The organism is Citrobacter sp. Cpo103, assembly GCF_030332605.1.
GTDB lineage: Bacteria > Pseudomonadota > Gammaproteobacteria > Enterobacterales > Enterobacteriaceae > Citrobacter > Citrobacter portucalensis.
Genome location: NZ_JAOWHO010000032.1, coordinates 214,816 through 236,062, shown reverse-complemented (window position 1 = coordinate 236,062; position 21,247 = coordinate 214,816). Strand labels below are relative to the sequence as shown.

General features: G+C 52.7%; 17 protein-coding genes and 1 tRNA gene. 14 read left to right on the top strand and 4 right to left on the bottom strand.

Annotation, left to right across the window (positions count from 1 at the left end; all coding sequences use genetic code 11):
- Positions 1-144 precede the first annotated feature (144 nt).
- Complete coding sequence (locus OGX89_RS13755) at positions 145-2,478, top strand: molybdopterin guanine dinucleotide-containing S/N-oxide reductase (protein WP_126956455.1); 2,334 nt, start codon at positions 145-147, stop codon at positions 2,476-2,478.
- Here the strand turns inward: OGX89_RS13755 and OGX89_RS13750 are convergent.
- Together OGX89_RS13750 and tag are read right to left on the bottom strand one after the other, a co-directional pair.
- Positions 2,447-2,887: an N-acetyltransferase gene (locus tag OGX89_RS13750; protein WP_003827401.1), complete on the bottom strand. Its 441-nt coding sequence runs from the start codon at positions 2,885-2,887 to the stop codon at positions 2,447-2,449. The genes OGX89_RS13755 and OGX89_RS13750 overlap by 32 nt on opposite strands.
- The gene (gene tag, locus OGX89_RS13745; protein WP_003827403.1) at positions 2,877-3,446 is read right to left on the bottom strand and encodes a DNA-3-methyladenine glycosylase I; all 570 of its coding nucleotides are present in this window, start codon (positions 3,444-3,446) and stop codon (positions 2,877-2,879) included. The genes OGX89_RS13750 and tag overlap by 11 nt, the downstream gene beginning before the upstream one ends.
- Before the next feature lie 159 nt (positions 3,447-3,605).
- Between tag and OGX89_RS13740 the strand changes: the two genes are divergently transcribed.
- The 11 genes from OGX89_RS13740 to OGX89_RS13690 all read left to right on the top strand — a co-directional run bounded on the left by OGX89_RS13740 (position 3,606) and on the right by OGX89_RS13690 (position 15,823).
- Positions 3,606-4,307, top strand: coding sequence for an autotransporter outer membrane beta-barrel domain-containing protein (locus tag OGX89_RS13740; RefSeq protein ID WP_003827405.1), 702 nt, complete (start codon positions 3,606-3,608; stop codon positions 4,305-4,307).
- A 251-nt stretch (positions 4,308-4,558) separates the two neighbouring features.
- Positions 4,559-5,761, top strand: a complete 1,203-nt coding sequence (locus OGX89_RS13735) for an L-lactate MFS transporter (protein WP_063941883.1) — start codon at positions 4,559-4,561, stop codon at positions 5,759-5,761.
- A 210-nt stretch (positions 5,762-5,971) separates the two neighbouring features.
- Positions 5,972-7,666, top strand: coding sequence for a kdo(2)-lipid A phosphoethanolamine 7''-transferase (gene eptB, locus OGX89_RS13730; RefSeq protein WP_286560639.1), 1,695 nt, complete (start codon positions 5,972-5,974; stop codon positions 7,664-7,666).
- Between the two features lie 91 nt (positions 7,667-7,757).
- Positions 7,758-7,834: transfer RNA gene (locus OGX89_RS13725), tRNA-Pro, on the top strand.
- A gap of 758 nt (positions 7,835-8,592) precedes the next feature.
- Positions 8,593-8,829, top strand: coding sequence for a hypothetical protein (locus OGX89_RS13720; RefSeq protein WP_162604169.1), 237 nt, complete (start codon positions 8,593-8,595; stop codon positions 8,827-8,829).
- A complete protein-coding gene (dppA, locus tag OGX89_RS13715) occupies positions 8,744-10,351 on the top strand; it encodes a dipeptide ABC transporter periplasmic-binding protein DppA (RefSeq protein WP_003827414.1) in 1,608 nt (535 codons plus the stop codon). The genes OGX89_RS13720 and dppA overlap by 86 nt, the downstream gene beginning before the upstream one ends.
- 166 nt (positions 10,352-10,517) lie before the next feature.
- Positions 10,518-11,537: a dipeptide ABC transporter permease DppB gene (dppB, locus tag OGX89_RS13710; RefSeq protein WP_126956453.1), complete on the top strand. Its 1,020-nt coding sequence runs from the start codon at positions 10,518-10,520 to the stop codon at positions 11,535-11,537.
- 9 nt (positions 11,538-11,546) lie between these two features.
- Positions 11,547-12,449 carry a dipeptide ABC transporter permease DppC gene (dppC, locus tag OGX89_RS13705; RefSeq protein ID WP_003024315.1) on the top strand — a complete coding sequence of 301 codons (903 nt, stop codon included), beginning with the start codon at positions 11,547-11,549 and terminating at the stop codon, positions 12,447-12,449.
- Positions 12,450-12,459: 10 nt separating this feature from the next.
- Positions 12,460-13,443, top strand: coding sequence for a dipeptide ABC transporter ATP-binding protein (gene dppD, locus OGX89_RS13700; RefSeq protein WP_003024317.1), 984 nt, complete (start codon positions 12,460-12,462; stop codon positions 13,441-13,443).
- Positions 13,440-14,444, top strand: coding sequence for a dipeptide ABC transporter ATP-binding subunit DppF (dppF, locus tag OGX89_RS13695; protein ID WP_003827418.1), 1,005 nt, complete (start codon positions 13,440-13,442; stop codon positions 14,442-14,444). Before dppD ends, dppF begins: the two co-directional genes overlap by 4 nt.
- Before the next feature lie 176 nt (positions 14,445-14,620).
- Positions 14,621-15,823 carry a sigma-54 interaction domain-containing protein gene (locus tag OGX89_RS13690; RefSeq protein ID WP_003827420.1) on the top strand — a complete coding sequence of 401 codons (1,203 nt, stop codon included), beginning with the start codon at positions 14,621-14,623 and terminating at the stop codon, positions 15,821-15,823.
- Positions 15,824-15,858: 35 nt separating this feature from the next.
- Here OGX89_RS13690 and OGX89_RS13685 read toward each other — a convergent pair whose 3' ends face one another.
- Positions 15,859-17,157, bottom strand: coding sequence for an aromatic amino acid transport family protein (locus OGX89_RS13685; protein ID WP_003827423.1), 1,299 nt, complete (start codon positions 17,155-17,157; stop codon positions 15,859-15,861).
- Positions 17,158-17,274: 117 nt separating this feature from the next.
- The gene (gene megL, locus OGX89_RS13680; RefSeq protein ID WP_126956451.1) at positions 17,275-18,471 is read right to left on the bottom strand and encodes a methionine gamma-lyase; all 1,197 of its coding nucleotides are present in this window, start codon (positions 18,469-18,471) and stop codon (positions 17,275-17,277) included.
- Positions 18,472-18,896: 425 nt separating this feature from the next.
- Between megL and OGX89_RS13675 the strand changes: the two genes are divergently transcribed.
- Both OGX89_RS13675 and hmsP read left to right on the top strand, forming a co-directional pair.
- The gene (locus tag OGX89_RS13675) at positions 18,897-19,004 is read left to right on the top strand and encodes a type I toxin-antitoxin system toxin Ldr family protein (protein ID WP_003827426.1); all 108 of its coding nucleotides are present in this window, start codon (positions 18,897-18,899) and stop codon (positions 19,002-19,004) included.
- Positions 19,005-19,230: 226 nt separating this feature from the next.
- Complete coding sequence (gene hmsP, locus OGX89_RS13670; RefSeq protein ID WP_032934148.1) at positions 19,231-21,237, top strand: biofilm formation regulator HmsP; 2,007 nt, start codon at positions 19,231-19,233, stop codon at positions 21,235-21,237.
- The last annotated feature ends 10 nt before the right edge of the window (positions 21,238-21,247 follow it).

Here is a 21,247-nt window from a genome sequence, read left to right as displayed (position 1 = left end):
ACTTTTTCTTCTTTGCCACAGCGACCGTGGCGGTTGATTATGACGTGTGAACATGAAGAAAATTCCAGGGAAGACTCTGAAATTTGTAAGTAACATTGAACGGCATAATAAATAAGCCGTCACATCGCATTCAGGAGCGCCATCTTGGCTAATTCACCCGCACATTACTCGGTGTTAACCGCCGCCCACTGGGGACCAATCCTCGTCGACACTGATGGTGAGACGGTTTTCTCCTCGCGTGGCGCGCTGCCCACCGCTCATCCCAACTCTTTGCAAACCGTGGTGCGCGACCAGGTTCACAGTAAAACGCGGGTACGTTTTCCGATGGTGCGTAAAGGGTTTCTCGCCTCGCCGGAGAACCCACAGGGCGTACGTGGGCAGGATGAGTTTGTTCGCGTCAGTTGGGACGACGCGCTGAATCTTATCCATACGCAGCATAAACGCATCCGTGACAGCTACGGCCCGGCCTCAATTTTTGCCGGTTCGTACGGCTGGCGTTCCAACGGCGTGTTACACAAAGCGGCGACCCTGTTACAGCGTTATATGGCGCTGGCGGGCGGTTATACCGGGCATCTGGGGGATTACTCGACGGGGGCTGCGCAGGCGATCATGCCGTACGTGGTGGGCGGGAACGAAGTTTACCAGCAGCAAACCAGCTGGCCGGTGGTGCTGGAGCACAGCGAAGTGGTGGTGTTGTGGAGCGCCAATCCGCTCAACACTCTCAAGATTGCCTGGAACGCGTCCGATGAGCAGGGCCTCGCGTACTTTGAGGCATTGCGCGACAGCGGTAAACGGTTGATCTGTATCGATCCGATGCGATCGGAAAGCGTCGATTTCTTTGGCGATAAGATGGAATGGATTGCCCCGCATATGGGGACCGACGTAGCGCTGATGCTGGGCATCGCACATACGCTGGTGGAAAACGGCTGGCATGATGAGGACTTTCTCGCTCGGTGTACTACCGGATATGACCGTTTTGCCGACTATCTGCTGGGTAAATCTGATGATGTTGCAAAAACGGCAGAATGGGCGGCAGAGATTTGTGGCATTCCGGCGGCGAAGATACGCGAACTTGCGGCGATATTTCACCAAAATACCACCATGCTGATGGCCGGATGGGGCATGCAGCGCCAACAGTATGGCGAGCAGAAACACTGGATGATTGTCACCCTGGCCGCCATGCTCGGACAAATCGGGACGCCAGGCGGCGGTTTTGGGCTGTCGTACCATTTTGCCAACGGCGGCAACCCAACGCGCCGGGCTGCGGTACTGGCTTCAATGCAGGGCAGCGTTAAAGGCGGCACCGACGCGGTAGATAAAATTCCGGTGGCACGAATTGTTGAAGCGCTGGAGAACCCCGGTGGTTTTTACCAGCACAACGGCATGGACCGTCATTTCCCGGACATTCGCATGTTGTGGTGGGCGGGTGGCGCTAACTTCACCCATCATCAGGACACTAACCGTTTAATTCGCGCCTGGCAAAAACCGGAGCTGGTGGTCATCTCGGAGTGTTTCTGGACCGCAGCAGCAAAGCATGCCGATATCGTGCTGCCAGCAACCACCTCCTTTGAGCGTAATGATTTGACCATGACCGGCGATTACAGCAACCAGCACCTGGTGCCGATGAAGCAGGTCGTACCGCCGCAGGACGAAGCGCGAAATGATTTTGATGTCTTTGCCGAGCTGAGTGAGCGCTGGGAAAAGGGCGGATATGAACGGTTCACCGAAGGTAAAAGCGAACTGGCGTGGCTGGAGACTTTTTACAATATTGCCGGGCAACGTGGGGCCAGTCAGCAGGTGACATTGCCGCCTTTCGCCGAGTTTTGGCAGCGCAACGCCCTGATCGAAATGCCGGAAAACGCCGCCAGCGCACAGTTTATCCGTTTTGCGGATTTTCGCCGCGACCCGCAGGCGCATCCGCTGAAAACGGACAGCGGAAAAATTGAAATCTACTCCGCGAGGATTGCAGGTTACGGTTACGCGGACTGCGGGGGGCACCCGATGTGGCTGGAGCCGGATGAGTGGTTCGGTAACGCCGAACCGGACCAGCTACAGCTGCTTTCCGCCCATCCGGCGCACCGTTTGCATAGTCAGCTTAACTACAGTGCGCTACGTGAGCAGTACGCGGTAGCGGATCGTGAGCCGATAACGATTCATCCGCAGGACGCCCACGCGCGCGGCATTGCGGATGGCGATACGGTCAGGGTGTGGAACCAGCGCGGGCAAGTTCTGGCGGGCGCGGTGGTGACGGCGGGTATTAAACCCGGCGTCATCTGTATTCATGAAGGCGCGTGGCCTGATTTGGATCTCGCAGTGAACGGTATTTGTAAAAATGGCGCCGTCAACGTGCTGACCAAAGATCTCCCCAGTTCGAAGTTGGGGAATGGCTGCGCGGGCAATACTGCGCTGGCGTGGCTTGAAAAATATAGCGGACCAATGTTGGCGCTTACGGCGTTTGATCCGCCTGCCAGCCCATAATCCACGTGGGGTGGTGAGTCTCTTCCTGCCATGCGCCGTCTTCAATGCGAAAACCCAGCGCATGGTAGAAGTTCACCGCTGATTGATTCTTCTGGTAGACCTCAAGGCTGAGTATCGAAAAGCGCTGCTGGACATGCTGCACCAGCGCTTTGCCGATCCCGCTTCTGATGGCGGCAGGTGCGACAAACAGCGCGCCGAGAAAGCGGTCATCAATCACGCTGGCAAAGCCTTTGAGCTCGCCTTCTTCTTCCCAAACCCAGGTTTGCGCGGCTGGCAGATAAACATCCCGCACCACGGATTCACTTTCGCGCCAGTAGCGCTCTTCGATAAACGGATGGGCATGGATTGTGCTTTCCATCCACAGCGCCAGAATTGACGGCAGATCTTCAGCCTTGGATTCACGAATCATGTTGTTCTCCCGGATAACAGATGCAGCTGGTGACATGGTCGTTGACCAGGCCGCACGCCTGCATAAAGGAGTAACAAATGGTGGTACCGACAAACTTAAATCCGCGTTTTTTTAACGCTTTAGACAGCGCGTCTGACGCAGGCGTGGAGGTGGGAATATCACTCAGGTTGGCGGCGCGAGTCACTTGCGGTTGGTTATCAACAAATGACCAGACGAATTCGCTAAACGACTCTCCGTTTTGCGCCATCGTCAGAAAAGCGCGAGCGTTGCCGATAATGGCCTGAATTTTTCCGCGATGACGAATAATGCCGGCATCCAGTACCAGCCTTTCCACATCCTCTTCGGTCATGGCCGCCACTTTTTCTGGATCAAAATGGTGGAAAGCGTGGCGATAATTTTCCCGTTTCTTGAGTACGGTAATCCACGATAACCCGGCCTGCTGACCTTCCAGGCAGATCATTTCGAACAGTTTATTACCATCAGTTTCAGGGACGCCCCATTCCTTGTCGTGGTAGGCAATGTAAAGTGGATCCTGGCTGACCCATCCGCAACGCTGCATATTCTTCCTCGCTGTTTTTACTGGCGTAAAAATTTCATTCGGCCCGCCTTGACGCGCCAGCTAAAAAGACAATATTTAATACAGGGCCTGATGGGCCCGATATCCTTCACACAATGACAATAATATCGCCGAATTCGGCTCTTTTCTGGAGTCGCGTTGATGATTATAAGAAACAGTAGTGGTCGCCAAAGGTTAACTCTGGCGAGCGTCGTAGTTTGTGCGCTGTCCATCAATACAGCATATGGCTGGCAACAAGAATATATCGTTGATGCTATGTCAGGGCATACGGCTGAACGTTATACATGGGACAGCGATCACCAACCACGTTATAACGACATTCTGGAAGAACGTATTCGTTCCACTCAGAACGTGGCGGGTCCCGTGGTGAATCTTGCGGATGAGACGCCTATGGATGCGACCAGCGGCATGAGTATGGGCTGGAACTTCCCGCTGTCCAGGCAGGTAACGACCGGTCCGGTTGCCGCACTGCATTATGACGGTTCAACCACATCTACTTACAACGAATTTGGCGACAGCGCGACTTCGGTAACGCAGAACGATCCGCTGTGGCATGCCAGCGTGAGCTCGTTGGGCTGGCGAGTCAATTCGCAGTTCGGTGATGTGCGACCGTGGGCGCAAATCAGCTATAACCAGCAGTTTGGCGAGAATATCTGGAAGGCGCAGTCGGGTCTCAGCCGCATGTCAGCAGCGGGTCAGGACGGTAACTGGGTGGATGTCACCGTCGGTGCGGATATGCTGTTGAACCCGCACATGGCGGCTTACGCAGCGCTTTCGCAGGCTGAAAACAGCACCAACAACAGCGACTATATGTACACCATGGGAGTGAGCGCCAAATTTTAACGTAAGTAATCAGCACATAAACATCTTGATTACATGTTGAGATCAACAATCACACGCACTCCAGCGATAGCGTGTACTAACTCATGCGATAAAATTCAGTAACCCGACTTTTTGTCTCGTCATTCATTCCACATTCCAGGCATTTCATTCCGTCCTGGCGGCATTTCATGCCGTTTTCTCCTGCTCATAAAAGCGCTTCGGTATGGTTGTTGGCAGAGAATTTCCCATTTTGTTTATGCAGGAAGACTGCCATGAAAACTTCTGATTATCAGCGTACCCGCTGGCTGACACTGATCGGCACCATCATTACTCAATTTGCTTTAGGTTCTGTTTATACCTGGAGCCTGTTTAACGGTGCGCTCTCTTCTAAGCTTGATGCGCCAGTGAGTCAGGTTGCCTTTTCCTTTGGCCTGCTGAGCCTCGGGCTGGCAATTTCTTCTTCCGTCGCCGGGAAACTGCAGGAACGTTTTGGCGTGAAACGCGTCACCATGGCCTCCGGTATTTTACTGGGTGTCGGCTTCTTCTTAACCGCCCACTCTGACAGCCTGATTATGCTGTGGCTGAGCGCCGGTGTATTGGTCGGTCTGGCGGATGGAGCAGGCTACCTGTTAACACTTTCCAACTGTGTAAAATGGTTCCCTGAGCGTAAAGGGCTGATTTCCGCCTTTGCCATCGGTTCTTACGGTCTTGGCAGCCTCGGTTTTAAATTCATCGACAGCCAACTGTTGAGCACTGTGGGTCTGGAAAAAACCTTCATGATTTGGGGCGCGATTGTGCTGGTGATGATCGTATTTGGCTCCACGCTGATGAAAGACGCGCCGAATCAGGAAGTGAAAACGAAAAATGGCGTGGTTGAGAATGACTACACCCTGGCGCAGTCCATGCGTAAACCGCAGTACTGGATGCTGGCAGTGATGTTCCTGACGGCGTGTATGAGTGGGCTGTATGTGATTGGCGTGGCGAAAGATATTGCACAAAGCCTGGCGCATATGGATGTGGCAACGGCGGCAAATGCGGTCACCGTCATTTCTATCGCTAACCTGTCCGGTCGTCTGGTTCTGGGGATTCTGTCCGACAAAATCTCTCGTATTCGCGTTATCACCATTGGGCAGGTCGTTTCGCTGGTCGGTATGGCGGCACTGCTGTTCGCCCCGCTGAATGATGTGACCTTCTTTGCGGCGATTGCCTGTGTAGCATTTAACTTTGGCGGTACCATCACCGTGTTCCCGTCACTGGTGAGCGAGTTCTTCGGTTTGAACAACCTGGCTAAAAACTACGGTGTCATTTACTTAGGTTTCGGTATCGGCAGCATTTGTGGTTCCATTATCGCCTCGCTGTTCGGCGGTTTCTATGTGACCTTCTGCGTTATCTTTGCGCTGTTAATTATCTCACTGGCACTCTCCACCACCATCCGCCAGCCACAGCGTAGCGTATATACCGAGGCGCACGCCTAAACCTATTAGTAGTCTGATTAATACCTGGCGCATATATTTACAAAAATATATGCGCCATTTGCATTCTCCATAAGCACTTTTTCACCCTCCTGTGGTCTACTTACCCGCGCCCGTAGACATTTCACCTCTGCTGTTGTCGCATTTTCCCCTGCCTGGTCTGTTTGACTACTGCACAGGGTGTTTTTATCCCGATTCCCAGGGTTTGTTTGCATGAGATACATTAAGTCGATGACGCAGCAGAAACTCAGTTTCCTGCTGGCAATCTATATCGGTTTGTTTATGAACTGTGCTGTATTTTTCCGGCGCTTTAGCGGATATGCACACGAGTTTACCGTCTGGAAAGGACTCTCTGCGGTTGTTGAATTAGCCGGCACTGTGCTGGTAACCTTCTTTTTACTACGGCTTCTCTCTTTATTTGGTCGGCGCGCCTGGCGTGTCCTGACAACCTTAGTGGTGCTGTGTTCTGCCGGTGCCAGCTATTACATGACCTTCCTGAATGTGGTAATTGGTTACGGTATTATTGCCTCCGTAATGACCACGGATATTGATTTATCGAAAGAAGTTGTTGGCTGGCATTTTGTCGTGTGGCTGGTTTCGGTCAGCATTTTACCGTTGGTTCTGATTTGGAGTAATCGCTGCCGCTATACCCTGATGAAACAGATCCGTACGCCTGGCATGAGATGGCGTAGCGTGGCGGTGGTATTGTTGGCTGGCTTGATGGTATGGGCGCCGATTCGCCTGCTGAGCATGCAACAGAGAAGCGTTGAGCGAGCAACGGGAATCGATTTACCCAGCTATGGCGGGGTAGTGGCGAATTCCTATCTGCCGTCAAACTGGCTCTCCGCGCTGGGTCTGTACGCCTGGGCACAGGTGGATGAATCCTCAGACAACAAATCGTTGATGAACCCGGCGAAGAAGTTTACCTATGTTGCCCCCAAAAACCTCGACGACACCTATGTGGTCTTTATTATCGGCGAAACGACCCGCTGGGATCATATGGGGATTTTTGGCTATGAGCGTAATACCACGCCAAGGCTCGCCCAGGAGAAAAATCTGGCCGCCTTCCGTGGATATTCCTGTGATACGGCAACAAAACTTTCGCTGCGTTGTATGTTCGTGCGTGAGGGTGGGGCAGAAGAAAACCCGCAGCGTACTCTGAAAGAACAAAACGTCTTCTCCGTGCTCGGCCAGTTCGGGTTCAAGACCGATCTTTACGCGATGCAAAGCGAGATGTGGTTCTACAGTAACACCATGGCGGAGAACATCGCCTATCGTGAGCAGATTGGCGCAGAGCCGCGCAACCGTGGCAAGAACGTTGACGATATGCTGTTGATTACCGAGATGCAGCAGTCTCTACAAAATAATGAAGATGGTGGCAAGCATCTGATTATTCTGCATACTAAGGGCTCGCATTTTAACTACACCCAGCGCTACACCCGCGAATATGCGCAGTGGAAGCCGGAATGTGTCAATGTTGATAGTGGCTGCTCGAAGGCCCAGATGATCAACTCATTCGATAACTCGGTAACCTATGTTGATCACTTTATTACCAAAGTGTTTGATCAATTACGCGATAAGAAAGCGATCGTGTTCTACGCCGCCGATCACGGTGAGTCGATTAACGAGCGCGAGCACCTGCACGGTACGCCGCGTAAAATGGCGCCACCTGAGCAGTTCCGCGTTCCTATGATGGTGTGGATGTCTGACAAGTATCTGGAAGACCCCGACCATGCGAAGGCGTTTGCACACCTTAAGCAAGAAGCTGATATGAAGGTGCCGCGTCGTCATGTTGAACTGTACGACACCATTTTGGGTTGCCTCGGTTATACCTCGCCAAATGGTGGTATTAACGAGAATAACAACTGGTGCCGTATCCCGGACGCGAATAAGGCTACAGCCCAGTAACTGAGCTGCTGACTTTCTCACCGATCAAATGGCATTTTGATACTAAGGGATTGACGGGCGCGCAGCTGAGCAGTAAGATGCGCCCCGCATTCGGTGATTGGCGCAGCCTGGTAGCGCACTTCGTTCGGGACGAAGGGGTCGGAGGTTCGAATCCTCTATCACCGACCAAATTTAAAAAGCCCGCTCTCTGAGCGGGCTTTTTGCATTTGTGGCTTTTGTAGGCCTGATAAGCGAAGCGCCATCAGGCAAAACATCACGCTATAACAGACATTGCCGGATGCGGCGCAAGCGCCTTATCCGGCCTACAGGCGAAGCGCTATCAGGCAAAACATCACGCTATAACAGACATTGCCGGATGCGGCGCAAGCGCCTTATCCGGCCTACAGGCGAAGCGCCATCAGGCAAAACATCACGCTATAACAGACACTGCCGGATGGCGGCGCAAGCGCTTTATCCGGCCTACAGGCAAAGCGCTGGCAGGGCGTATTTTTTGTTTTTCCGACCCCATGTTTGACCTTCATTTTATCTGCAAAAATTGTGCACCACTTCCCACTGACTGTTAACGATTCTGTGACATATTCCATTGCCTTTTTTTATATTTGCTTGAAACTTTTTTTGCGCTACTTATGGCTGAAGCTGGCATTTTACGCTGTGCGCTTTAACGTTCATGGTATTAATCGCTCAGATATGCAGCATTAATTTAGAAAGTTTGAATAAATTGCATAAATGTTAATCACCAAATGTTGCGAAATATGAAGATGTTTATTCTGGCATAGTACGCGTAGCACAAATTTCCCTGCTGAAAATGTCCTTCCGCACTTTTTTTAATCTTTGTTTGTGAATTCTCACCGTTGGCGTAAATCACGGTGACCTGTATTGACGTTTTCACATTCTGTTGACAGATTGTAGGGTATGAGGGGCATTTCATGGAGAATCCGCACTGCAACTCAGTCGCTTATGTGAACGGAATCCCCATCCTCTTAACGCCGACCCGGCCGGGTAAAAAACAAAAAAGGCCAGGCGGTGCAAACCCACTGCAAAGGGTAAAACAACAAACATCACATTTGGAGCAGAAGAATGAGTATTTCCTTGAAGAAGTCAGGGATGCTGAAGCTTGGTCTGAGCCTGGTGGCTATGACCGTCGCAGCAAGCGTACAGGCTAAAACTCTGGTTTATTGTTCAGAAGGATCTCCTGAAGGCTTTAACCCGCAGCTTTTCACCTCTGGCACCACCTATGATGCCAGCTCCGTACCGATCTATAACCGCCTGGTCGAGTTCAAAACCGGTACGACTGAAGTGATCCCGGGCCTTGCTGAGAAGTGGGAAATCAGCGAAGACGGCAAAACCTACACCTTCCACCTGCGTCAGGGCGTGAAGTGGCAGGACAACAAAGAATTTAAACCGACGCGCGATTTTAACGCCGATGACGTGGTGTTCTCTTTCGATCGTCAAAAAAATGCCCAGAACCCGTACCATAAAGTCTCTGGCGGCAGCTATGAATACTTCGAAGGGATGGGTCTGCCGGATCTGATCTCCGAAGTGAAAAAAGTGGACGATAAAACCGTTCAGTTCGTGCTGACTCGCCCGGAAGCGCCGTTCCTGGCTGACCTGGCGATGGACTTCGCTTCTATTCTTTCCAAAGAATATGCTGACAACATGCTGAAAGCCGGTTCTCCGGAGAAAGTGGATCTGAACCCAATTGGTACCGGTCCGTTCCAGCTGCAGCAGTACCAGAAAGACTCCCGTATTCTGTATAAAGCATTCGAAGGTTACTGGGGCACCAAGCCGCAGATCGACCGTCTGGTCTTCTCCATTACGCCTGACGCTTCCGTGCGTTACGCCAAACTGCAGAAAAACGAGTGCCAGGTGATGCCGTACCCGAACCCGGCAGACATCGCGCGCATGAAGCAGGATAAAAACATCAACCTGATGGAACAGGCGGGTCTGAACGTTGGCTACCTCTCTTTCAACACCGAGAAGAAACCGTTTGATGACGTGAAAGTCCGTCAGGCGCTGACCTACGCGGTAAACAAAGAAGCGATCATCAAAGCGGTTTATCAGGGCGCTGGCGTTGCCGCGAAAAACCTGATTCCGCCGACCATGTGGGGTTATAACGACGACGTTAAAGACTACACCTACGATCCTGAGAAGGCCAAAGCGCTGCTGAAGGAAGCGGGTCAGGACAAAGGCTTTACCGTTGAGCTGTGGGCTATGCCGGTACAGCGTCCATATAACCCGAACGCACGTCGTATGGCAGAAATGGTTCAGGCTGACTGGGCGAAAATTGGCGTTCAGGCCAAGATTGTGACCTACGAGTGGGGCGAGTATCTGAAACGCGCCAAAGCGGGTGAACATCAGGCGGTGATGATGGGCTGGACCGGCGACAACGGGGATCCGGACAACTTCTTCGCCACCTTGTTCAGCTGTGCGGCAGCGAAAGACGGTTCCAACTACTCTCGCTGGTGCTACAAGCCGTTTGAAGACCTGATCCAGCCAGCGCGTGCGACCGACGATCACAACAAACGTATTGAACTGTACAAGCAAGCTCAGGTTGTTATGCACGACCAGGCTCCGGCTCTGATTGTTGCTCACTCCACCGTGTACGAACCAGTGCGTAAGGAAGTGAAAGGCTATGTGGTTGATCCATTAGGCAAACACCACTTCGAAAACGTCTCTGTCGAATAATTAAAAGCAATTAAGGAAGCGCTGCGCCCCGGTGATGTGTAGGCCGGATAAGCGCAGCGCCCTCCGGCGTAATGCTTTACCCGCGATGCAGTTTGCGTGGGATAAGATTTGTGAGCAATACAGACTCACGGTTCCAGGCCGTGCGTCATTAGAGAGAATCCGGGTTATGTTGCAGTTCATTCTCCGACGTTTGGGACTCGTCATCCCCACGTTTATCGGTATCACTCTTCTCACCTTTGCCTTCGTCCATATGATCCCCGGCGATCCGGTTATGATCATGGCGGGTGAACGTGGGATCTCCCCTGAGCGTCATGCTCAACTGTTGGCTGAACTCGGTCTGGATAAGCCGATGTGGCAGCAGTACCTCCACTATATCTGGGGGGTTATGCATGGTGATTTAGGTATCTCACTGAAAAGCCGCTTACCGGTGTGGGAAGAGTTCGTACCTCGCTTCAAAGCAACGCTGGAACTCGGCGTCTGCGCGATGATTTTCGCCGTCGCAGTGGGTATCCCAGTGGGTGTACTTGCTGCCGTTAAGCGCGGCTCTATTTTCGATCATACCGCCGTTGGCCTGGCGCTGACCGGTTACTCCATGCCGATTTTCTGGTGGGGCATGATGCTGATCATGCTGGTTTCCGTGCAGTGGAACCTGACGCCAGTTTCTGGGCGGGTGAGCGACATGGTGTTCCTTGATGATTCCAATCCGCTAACCGGCTTTATGCTTATCGACACCGCCATCTGGGGTGAAGAGGGCAACTTTATTGATGCGTTGGTGCATATGATCCTGCCTGCGATGGTGCTGGGTACCATTCCTCTGGCGGTCATTGTGCGTATGACCCGTTCATCGATGCTGGAAGTGCTGGGTGAAGATTACATCCGTACCGCGCGCGCCAAAGGCCTGACCCGTATGCGCGTCATCATTATTCACGCTCTGCGTAACGCGATGCTGCCCGTGGTGACCGTTATCGGCCTGCAGGTTGGTACGTTGCTGGCCGGGGCGATCCTGACCGAGACCATCTTCTCGTGGCCGGGACTGGGGCGCTGGCTGATCGATGCGCTGCAACGCCGCGATTATCCGGTGGTGCAGGGCGGGGTGCTGCTGGTCGCGACGATGATTATCCTCGTCAACCTGCTGGTAGACCTGCTGTACGGCGTGGTGAACCCGCGTATTCGGCATAAGAAGTAAGGGGCCATCATGTCACAGGTTACTGAAAATAAAGTTATTGCTGCACCGGTGCCGATGACTCCGTTGCAGGAGTTCTGGCACTATTTTAAACGCAACAAAGGTGCGGTTGTTGGGCTGGTGTACGTTGTGGTGATGATCCTGATTGCGGTCTTTGCCAACGTCCTCGCACCCTACAACCCGGCAGACCAGTTCCGCGATACGCTGCTGGCTCCTCCCGCGTGGCAGGAAGGCGGTACCATGGCGCATCTGTTTGGTACTGATGATGTAGGCCGCGACGTGCTGTCCCGCCTGATGTACGGTGCGCGTCTGTCGCTGTTGGTCGGCTGTCTGGTGGTAGTTCTCTCCCTGCTGATGGGCGTGGTTCTTGGGCTGATCGCCGGTTACTTTGGCGGGATTGTCGATAACGTCATCATGCGTGTGGTCGATATCATGCTGGCATTGCCGAGCCTGTTGCTGGCGCTGGTGCTGGTGGCTGTATTTGGCCCCTCGATTGGCAACGCCGCGCTGGCGCTGACGTTCGTGGCATTGCCGCACTATGTCCGTTTGACGCGCGCCGCCGTGCTGGTGGAGGTTAACCGCGACTACGTCACCGCATCTCGCGTGGCGGGAGCCGGCGCGATGCGCCAGATGTTCGTCAACATTCTTCCTAACTGTCTTGCGCCGCTGATTGTTCAGGCGTCGCTTGGCTTCTCTAACGCCATTCTCGATATGGCTGCCCTCGGCTTCCTGGGGATGGGCGCACAGCCGCCTACGCCGGAATGGGGCACCATGCTCTCTGACGTTCTGCAGTTTGCCCAAAGCGCCTGGTGGGTCGTGACCTTCCCGGGGCTGGCGATCCTGTTGACGGTGCTGGCATTTAACCTGATGGGTGACGGTCTGCGTGACGCGCTCGATCCCAAACTGAAGCAGTAAGAGGTTCGAGATGGCGTTATTAAATGTAGATAAATTATCGGTGCATTTCGGCGACGTAGGTTCCGAATTCCGCGCCGTAGACCGCATTAGCTACAGTGTGAATCAGGGTGAAGTGGTTGGCATTGTAGGAGAGTCCGGCTCTGGTAAGTCCGTCAGTTCGCTGGCGATTATGGGACTGATTGACTACCCAGGCCGCGTTATGGCCGAAAATCTGGAGTTTAATGGTCGCGACCTGAAGCGCATTTCTGAGAAAGAGCGTCGCCAGTTAGTGGGCGCGGAAGTGGCGATGATCTTCCAGGACCCGATGACCAGCCTTAATCCCTGCTATACCGTCGGCTACCAGATTATGGAAGCCATCAAGGTGCACCAGGGCGGCAACAAAAAAACGCGTATTCAGCGGGCAATTGACCTGCTGACGCTGGTGGGGATCCCCGATCCGGCCTCGCGTCTGGATGTCTATCCGCACCAGTTGTCCGGTGGAATGAGCCAGCGCGTGATGATCGCGATGGCGATTGCCTGTCGTCCGAAACTGCTGATTGCCGACGAACCGACAACGGCGCTGGATGTGACTATTCAGGCGCAGATTATCGAGCTACTGCTGGAATTGCAGCAAAAAGAGAACATGGCGCTGGTCTTAATCACGCACGATCTGGCGCTGGTGGCTGAAGCGGCACACAAAATCATCGTGATGTACGCCGGTCAGGTAGTGGAAACCGGGGCCGCGCAGGATATCTTCCGCGCGCCGCGTCATCCTTACACCCAGGCGCTGCTGCGCGCGCTGCCGGAGTTTGCTCAGGACAAAGCGCGTCTGGCCTCACTGCCGGGCGTGGTTCCCGGTAAATATGACCGCCCGAGCGGTTGTTTGCTGAACCCGCGCTGTCCCTATGCGACCGACAAATGCCGCGCTGAAGAACCTGAACTGAACCTGCTGGAAGGCGGTCGTCAGTCGAAATGCCACTACCCACTTGATGATGCCGGGAGGCCTGGGCTATGAGTACGCAAAAGGCCGCTTTGCCACAGCCGCTGTTGCAGGCTATTGATCTGAAAAAACACTACCCGGTGAAAAAGGGTATGTTCGCCCCGGAGCGCCTGGTGAAAGCGCTGGACGGCGTCTCCTTTACCTTAGAGCGTGGTAAAACGCTGGCGGTGGTAGGCGAGTCGGGCTGTGGGAAATCCACCCTTGGCCGCCTGCTGACGATGATTGAAGTCCCGACCGGCGGTGAGCTGTATTACCAGGGACAGGATCTGCTTAAGCACGACCCGCAGGCGCAAAAGCTGCGTCGGCAGAAAATCCAGATTGTATTCCAGAACCCGTACGGTTCCCTGAACCCGCGTAAAAAAGTGGGACAGATTCTGGAAGAGCCGCTGCTGATCAACTCCACGCTCAGCAAAGAGGAGCGTCGTGAAAAAGCATTGGCGATGATGGCGAAAGTGGGGCTGAAAACCGAGCACTACGACCGCTATCCGCATATGTTCTCCGGCGGTCAGCGTCAGCGTATTGCCATCGCTCGCGGTCTGATGCTTGACCCGGACGTGGTGATTGCCGATGAACCGGTCTCAGCGCTGGACGTTTCGGTGCGTGCGCAGGTGCTGAATCTGATGATGGATTTGCAGCAGGAACTGGGGCTGTCATACGTCTTTATCTCGCACGACCTGTCGGTTGTCGAGCACATTGCCGATGAAGTGATGGTGATGTATTTAGGCCGCTGTGTGGAGAAAGGGACGAAGGACCAAATCTTCAATAATCCGCGTCATCCGTACACGCAAGCGCTGCTCTCCGCAACACCGCGCCTGAACCCGGACGATCGCCGTGAGCGTATCAAGCTGACCGGTGAACTGCCAAGCCCGCTGAATCCGCCGCCGGGCTGTGCGTTCAACGCCCGCTGCCGTCGTCGCTTTGGTCCGTGTACCCAGCTTCAACCGCAGTTGAAAGATTACGGCGGTCAACTGGTAGCTTGTTTTGCCGTTGACCAGGATGAAAACCCACAGCAATAAACCTGGGTTATGACCCGATAACCGGAGCCTTGTGCTCCGGTTTTTTTATATTTTCTCTTTACGTCCACAATGTGAGTCCTTTGGCAGAACATTATTCCACAGCGTCTAGAATGTAGTCAGATTTCCTCTAGTCACAGAAATATCTATTTCGCAGTTGCTAACTACCAGGAGCAAATGTGGTCACGATACGCTGGGATATTAAAACAATTGATCGTCTGTCGATGGTTGAGGATGTCCTGAAGGAATTTTCCTGCTGCGATATCAATATCATCTCCATGAAAGTGACGCCTGGGCGGATCCTGATTAAATCCTGGTGCCGCCAGCTACAGGATATTTCCTGTGTGCAATCCTGTTTAAGCCAGCGCGCCGATATTATTAATGTTGCTTATCTCTGTGAGGAGATAAGCGAGCTGTCAACGCCGGAGCCGGAACGCCCGCGCTATTTCTCTGACATTATTTGCAGCAGCCAGAGCATGCACGCGCTTATCGAAAAGGCGATAAAAATTGCCGACAGCAAATATACCGTTCTGATCCGTGGCGATACGGGGACTGGTAAAGAGCTGCTGGCCCGGGCTATCCATAATTCCGGGCAGCGACGTTTTTATCCGTTTATTCCGGTCAACTGCTCTGCGCTACCTGAGTCGCTAATGGAGAGTGAATTCTTTGGCTATGAGAAAGGGGCTTTCAGCGGCGCGGATTGTAAAGGCAAAAAAGGGCTGTTTGAAATGGCCGATAAAGGCACCCTTTTTCTCGATGAGTTTGGCGAAATGTCGCTGAGCTTACAGGCTAAACTCCTGCGCGTGCTTCAGGATGGCGGGATTCGGCGCGTTGGCGGGGCACATATTATTCCGGTCAATGTGCGCATTATTGTGGCAACCAATGCCAATCTGGAAGAGATGGTGGAACAACGTCTGCTGCGCGCCGATCTCTATTACCGCATCAACGTGCTTTCACTGACCATCCCACCTTTGCGCGAGCGCCCACAGGATATCAGCCTGCTGATTCGCCACTTTGTGCAGAAATACGCGAAGGAATTCCAGCGGCGGATCATTCTGGATAAAGCCTGTTTTGATGCCCTGCACCATCACACCTGGCCGGGAAACGTGCGCGAACTGGAAAATACCATTATTCGCCTGATGCTGATGGCTGAATCCGATGTTATTACGCGGGAAGAATTAGGGATGGTGAATTTGCCTGCCGTTGAGCGGGGCGCGACAGAACGTCCTTTTAAAGAGCAGGTTCTGTGTGCTGAACGCCAGCTCATTGAACAGATGGTGGAAGATAATGTGTCGTCACGGCATATTGCCAAAGCGCTGGGCGTGTCGCACACCACGGTGCTGAATAAAATTCGCGGCTATCAGCTGGAGAGTGTGGGTTAAGCGCCGCCAGCGTCTGACGGCGCGATATACGTGGGTTATTCAATCAGCTTCAATAAGGGCGACAGGCACAGCAGAATTCCGTACAGCAGGATCAACCAGGTTTTCAGCCCGCGTAGTTTTTCCAGTTGCGTTACTTTATAGATCAGGAAGAACGGAATAATACACGACACAATCCCGTAAAGCGGACTACCTAGCTGGAAGAATACCAGTACCGATACGCGAAATGACACCCAAATGACCAGAGTGATAACAATAAAGGTGCAAATACCCAGCGTGAGTACTAACGGATTAATTTTCTCAACGTCAATGACGCGGCTCAGAACGTTGAGAATAATACCTTTGATCGCCTCGTGGAATCCCAGATAAATACCAAAGAACGCGGTTAATACGGCGAAGATATTTAATACTGTTGAGGTGATATGAATAATCTGCCCAGGAATGACCTGAGCCGCCAGTGCCAGTGCGGAAATATTTTGTTCGAAAGCCGAAACGGCCTCTTCATGGCTAATAGAAAAGGTAAAAGAGAAGGAGAAAAACAGAATGACAGCAATCAGAGTAATGTAACTGATGCGATGCGTACGGATTGCCATACGCGTAGCCAGCACCCGATCCGTCACCCGTTTGCGGTAGGCGATGTTCATTGGGTTCAACACCTGAATAAACACCGCTGAGAAGAAGCAGAACGGGATGGTTAGCAGTACATCACGAAAGAAAACAGATGCTTCAGGGAAGGCGCTGATATTAGCGAAGTTCCAGTGCGGAACCATCGCAAAACCAAATACGATGATGATACCTACTTTGACCACCACCATCGGGCCGGAGATTTTGAACAGCAGCTTTTCTCCCCCGGAAGCAATGGCGACCAGCACGGCAAAAATGGCCACTTTATAGATTATCGACTGCGAAAGATCGGCCTCAGTCAAGCCGAAGGTTTTGATATATGAGGCGCTGTCAAAAACCACGGATAAGGAATAAATAAATATGCCGTGAATAATCATCAGAAAATAGATGACGCCAAGAAATACGCCCCAGTTTTTTCCAAGGTAATGACTTATAATATCCGTGTAGTCATTGCAGGTTTCGCTTTCTGATAATGTTTTTAAATAAATATCCTGCACAATATAAGTTGCCGGATAAGCAATAATAAAGGCAACGATAAATACCCAAATGCCTGTTAAGCCAATTTGTACCGGCATCAGTACCGTTCCGGCACCAATGGCCATGCCGATGCACAGTAATACCCAGCCAAAATCGTATTTCGTAAACGGTATTTTTTTTGAGAATGGTACGGCGGTTGCTGTATTGTTGCTTAATTGTAATGTGTTGTCCTGCATAGAACCCCCTGCCCAAAATACACGTTCTCCCCGAAAGAGGATCACGCGTATTGCCAGACTGTTGTGCCTTGATTCTCAACAACCTGAACCGAACGGCGTCGGTTCAGGCCATATTGGTCAGAATGTTGCCTTTCTGATGGCGTGTTCAAGGTCGTTAATAATATCTTCTGGATCTTCAAGACCCACAGAAAGACGGATAAGCCCGTCGGTAATACCTGCTTTAAGCCGTTCCTCAGGTGCAACGGGCGAATGTGTCATAGACGCTGGGTGCTGAATGAGGGTTTCGGTATCACCGAGACTGACCGCGAGGAGGCACAATTCTACAGAATTGATCATCCGCCTACCAGCCTCGAGGCCGCCGGCGATTTCGAAGCTGATAATTCCACCTGGCAGGCTCATTTGCCGCTGGCCCAGCTCATACTGCGGATGCGAAGTCAGGCCAGGATAATACACCCGAGTAATGGATGGATGCCCTTCGAGGAAGCGGGCGATTTTCAGCGCATTTTCACAGTGACGTTCCATACGAATGCCCAGCGTTTTAACGCCGCGCAGTGTTAACCACGCATTGAAAGGACTCATGCAGCCGCCGGTGATATCTTTCAGGCCTACAAACCGCGCCTGGTCGATAAACTCCTGCTTACCAACAATGATACCCCCAATCACATCCCCGTGACCGTTGATATATTTGGTGACGCTGTGAACCACAATATCCGCGCCCAGTTGTAAAGGCTGCTGACAGTACGGCGACATAAAGGTGTTATCCACCACCAGCAATGCGCCCTGTTGATGGGTGATACCGGCCACCGTTTCAATGTCGACCAGCGACAGCGTTGGGTTGGCGGGCGTTTCGATATACACAACTTTGGTTTCTGGTCGCATGGCGGCGCGGATTTCTTCAGGCTTTGCCGCGTCGACAAAGCTGACGTTAATCCCAAACTTCGGCATGCTGTGCGACAAAAACGCGTGGGTGCAGCCGTAAATCGCGCTGGCGGAAACGATATGGTCACCCTGCTGGCAAAGCGTCAACAGCGTTGTGGTGATAGCGGAAATACCGGACGCGGTTGCCAACCCGGCTTCACCTCTTTCCAGTACAGCCAGCTTTTTCTCCAGCGCATCAGTGGTGGGGTTACCCAAGCGGGTGTAAATGTACCCGGACTCTTCGAGCGCAAAGCGGGCGGCACCTTGTTCGGCGCTGTCAAAAACAAACGTTGAGGTCTGGAAAATAGGCGTACTAAGCGCGCCAGTTGAAGGGTCGGGTTGTTGCCCCGCGTGAACGATCTGGGTGTTGAATCCGTAAGTACGACAGTCAGACATGATATCTCCTTTAATTCGGAACAGAACAGCTCACAGTCAAATAGCAATCGCTGTGCCAGAAAATGAACTGATAGATATCAATGCGTTATGTTTTTGTCTGAACTAATGGTCGGCAGGAATGTTGCCAACTGGAAAGAATCTTTCCAGCGTGCTGGTGAGAAAATGGGTGAATTGCGAGGTGCTACGCAGAGCGCAATATTGCGCAGTGATATGGCAAGTGGGCTGCCGTAGAATCAGCGGCAAGCCGGGAATTCCCGGTGAGGCGCAATGTTGCGGGGGCTTGATCCCCGGCGGCATCGGTTGCTGGAAAGAGAAAACCCCCGCACGTTGTTCGGTATAAACCTGGCAACAAAACGGGGGCTGACTTGAACCTGAACAACTCAAGGATAGCCGTGAACAGTTGCCATTGCAACACAGGCGGCTATATGACGCTCGCACAGTTAGGCGTGGCCTTCTGGCACGATTTAGCGGCTCCAATCATCGCTGGCACCATTGCCAGCCTGATTGTGAGCTGGCTGCGTAACAGGAAGTAATGCGCTTTGTAGGCGTCTGCCTGCCGTGATGGCAACATGCGCCCGAACCAGGCCGCAGGGGGCGACCTTGCGGCCTTTTTCGGCTTAAATGCAGATAAATCTCGTCGCCAGGTGCCTATCCTGTCGCGATAATGCACGCTGGGAAGTTTTCAGATACCGCCTCTCTTAATACCGCTACGATCGGGTATACTCTGACGGCAGTTTCGTCTATCCGTGGAGAGTCAGTTTGCGTGTCAGTCGCTCGTTAACAATTAAGCAGATGGCAATGGTTGCGGCCGTTGTTATGGTGTTCGTTTTTATTTTTTGCACCGTTTTGTTGTTCCATCTGGTCCAGCAAAACCGCTATAACACGGCTACGCAACTGGAAAGTATCGCTCGCTCCGTCCGTGAGCCTCTGTCGGACACTATCCTGAAAGGGGATATTCCCGAAGCGGAAGCCATTTTAAAAAGTATTCGGCCAGCGGGCGTGGTAAGTCGCGCCGATGTGGTGCTGCCCAATCAGTTTCAGGCGTTGCGGATGAGCTTTATCCCTGAACGCCCCGTTCCTGTTACGGTGACTCGCCTGTTTGAGCTTCCGGTACAAATTTCGCTGCCGATCTATTCCCTTGAGCGTTCAGCTAACCCGCAACCGCTGGCGTATCTGGTACTGCAGGCGGATTCGTACCGCATGTACAAATTCGTGATGAGTACGCTCTCGACGTTAGTGACCATTTACTTACTTTTGTCGTTAATATTGACCGTCGCCATCTCCTGGTGCATTAACCGCTTGATTGTGCACCCCTTACGTAAAATTGCCCGTGAGCTGAACGACATTCAACAGCAGGATCTGATTGGCTATCAACTGGCATTGCCGCGTCTACATCAGGATGATGAGATTGGTATGCTGGTGCGTAGCTACAATCTTAATCAGCAGTTGATTCAGCGACATAGCGAAGAGCAAAGCGACTTTGCAATGCGTTTCCCGGTTTCCGAACTGCCCAATAAGTCGTTTTTAATGGGGCTGCTGGAGCAGGTTGTTACCCGCCAGCAGACGACGGCGCTGATGATTGTCACCTGCGAAACCCTACGTGACACCGCGGGGGTGTTAACCGAAACTCAGCGGGAAATCCTGCTGCTTACGCTGGTCGAAAAACTCAAGTCGGTATTAGCCCCCAGGATGGTGCTTTCCCAGGTGAGTGGCTATGACTTCGCCATCATCGCCCATGGTGTAAAAGAACCCTGGCACGCTATTACTTTAGGTCAGCAAGTACTCACTATCGTTAACGAGCGATTACCTATTCAGGGTATTCAACTGCGTCCTACCTGCAACATTGGGGTAGCAATGTTCTATGGTGATTTGACCGCAGAACAGCTTTACCGCCGCGCCCTGTCGGCCGTGTTAACCTCGCGCCATAAGGGTAAAAATCAAATTCAGTTCTTTGATCCGTTACAGATGGAAGAGGCGCAGCAGCGTTTGACGGAAGAGAACGATATTCTCAGCGCGCTGGATAATCAGCAGTTCGCGCTTTGGATGCAGCCGCAGGTGGAAATGTCCAGCGGTAAGGTATTGAGCGCAGAAGCATTATTGCGGATGCAGCAGCCGGACGGAAGCTGGGAGCTGCCCGAAGGGTTAATCGACAGGATTGAGTCCTGCGGCCTGATGGTGACGGTTGGTTACTGGGTGCTGGAAGAGACGTGCCGCCAGCTGTCAGCGTGGCAGGAACGGGGTCTGATGCTGCCGCTGTCGGTGAATTTGTCCGCGCTACAGCTGATGCACCCGAGTATGGTCTCGGACCTGCTGGAGTTGTTAAACCGCTATCGCATCAAGCCTGGTACGTTGATCCTGGAAGTGACTGAAAGCCGACATATCGATGATCCCCACGCTGCGGTGGCCATTTTGCGCCCATTGCGTAATGCGGGAGTACGTATCGCACTGGATGACTTTGGCATGGGGTATGCGGGCCTGCGACAGCTGCAGCACATGAAGTCGCTACCGGTGGATGTCCTCAAAATCGATAAGATGTTTGTCGATGGGGTACCTGAGGATTGCAGCATGATCTCCGCCATCATTCAGTTGGCCCACAGCCTTAATTTGCAGATGATCGCCGAAGGTGTCGAATCCGAAGCGCAGCGTGAATGGCTATCACAAGCCGGGGTGGAAGTGGCACAAGGGTTCCTGTTTGCCCGACCGGTCCCGGCAAATATCTTCGAAGAACGTTATCTGGCGCCGGAAAGCGCTGATTACAAAAGTTAAAAAAGGTCTC

Bases quoted from the DNA above. Each gene is read 5' to 3' on its own strand.
- OGX89_RS13720 (WP_162604169.1), top strand. From the start codon at position 8,593: ATGGAGAATCCGCACTGCAACTCAGTCGCTTATGTGAACGGAATCCCC.
- OGX89_RS13735 (WP_063941883.1), top strand. From the start codon at position 4,559: ATGAAAACTTCTGATTATCAGCGTACCCGCTGGCTGACACTGATCGGC.
- OGX89_RS13675 (WP_003827426.1), top strand. From the start codon at position 18,897: ATGACGCTCGCACAGTTAGGCGTGGCCTTCTGGCACGATTTAGCGGCT.
- dppC (WP_003024315.1), top strand. From the start codon at position 11,547: ATGTCACAGGTTACTGAAAATAAAGTTATTGCTGCACCGGTGCCGATG.
- OGX89_RS13740 (WP_003827405.1), top strand. From the start codon at position 3,606: ATGATTATAAGAAACAGTAGTGGTCGCCAAAGGTTAACTCTGGCGAGC.
- dppA (WP_003827414.1), top strand. From the start codon at position 8,744: ATGAGTATTTCCTTGAAGAAGTCAGGGATGCTGAAGCTTGGTCTGAGC.
- dppD (WP_003024317.1), top strand. From the start codon at position 12,460: ATGGCGTTATTAAATGTAGATAAATTATCGGTGCATTTCGGCGACGTA.
- dppF (WP_003827418.1), top strand. From the start codon at position 13,440: ATGAGTACGCAAAAGGCCGCTTTGCCACAGCCGCTGTTGCAGGCTATT.
- dppB (WP_126956453.1), top strand. From the start codon at position 10,518: ATGTTGCAGTTCATTCTCCGACGTTTGGGACTCGTCATCCCCACGTTT.
- eptB (WP_286560639.1), top strand. From the start codon at position 5,972: ATGAGATACATTAAGTCGATGACGCAGCAGAAACTCAGTTTCCTGCTG.
- OGX89_RS13685 (WP_003827423.1), bottom strand. From the start codon at position 17,157: ATGCAGGACAACACATTACAATTAAGCAACAATACAGCAACCGCCGTA.
- OGX89_RS13750 (WP_003827401.1), bottom strand. From the start codon at position 2,887: ATGATTCGTGAATCCAAGGCTGAAGATCTGCCGTCAATTCTGGCGCTG.
- tag (WP_003827403.1), bottom strand. From the start codon at position 3,446: ATGCAGCGTTGCGGATGGGTCAGCCAGGATCCACTTTACATTGCCTAC.
- megL (WP_126956451.1), bottom strand. From the start codon at position 18,471: ATGTCTGACTGTCGTACTTACGGATTCAACACCCAGATCGTTCACGCG.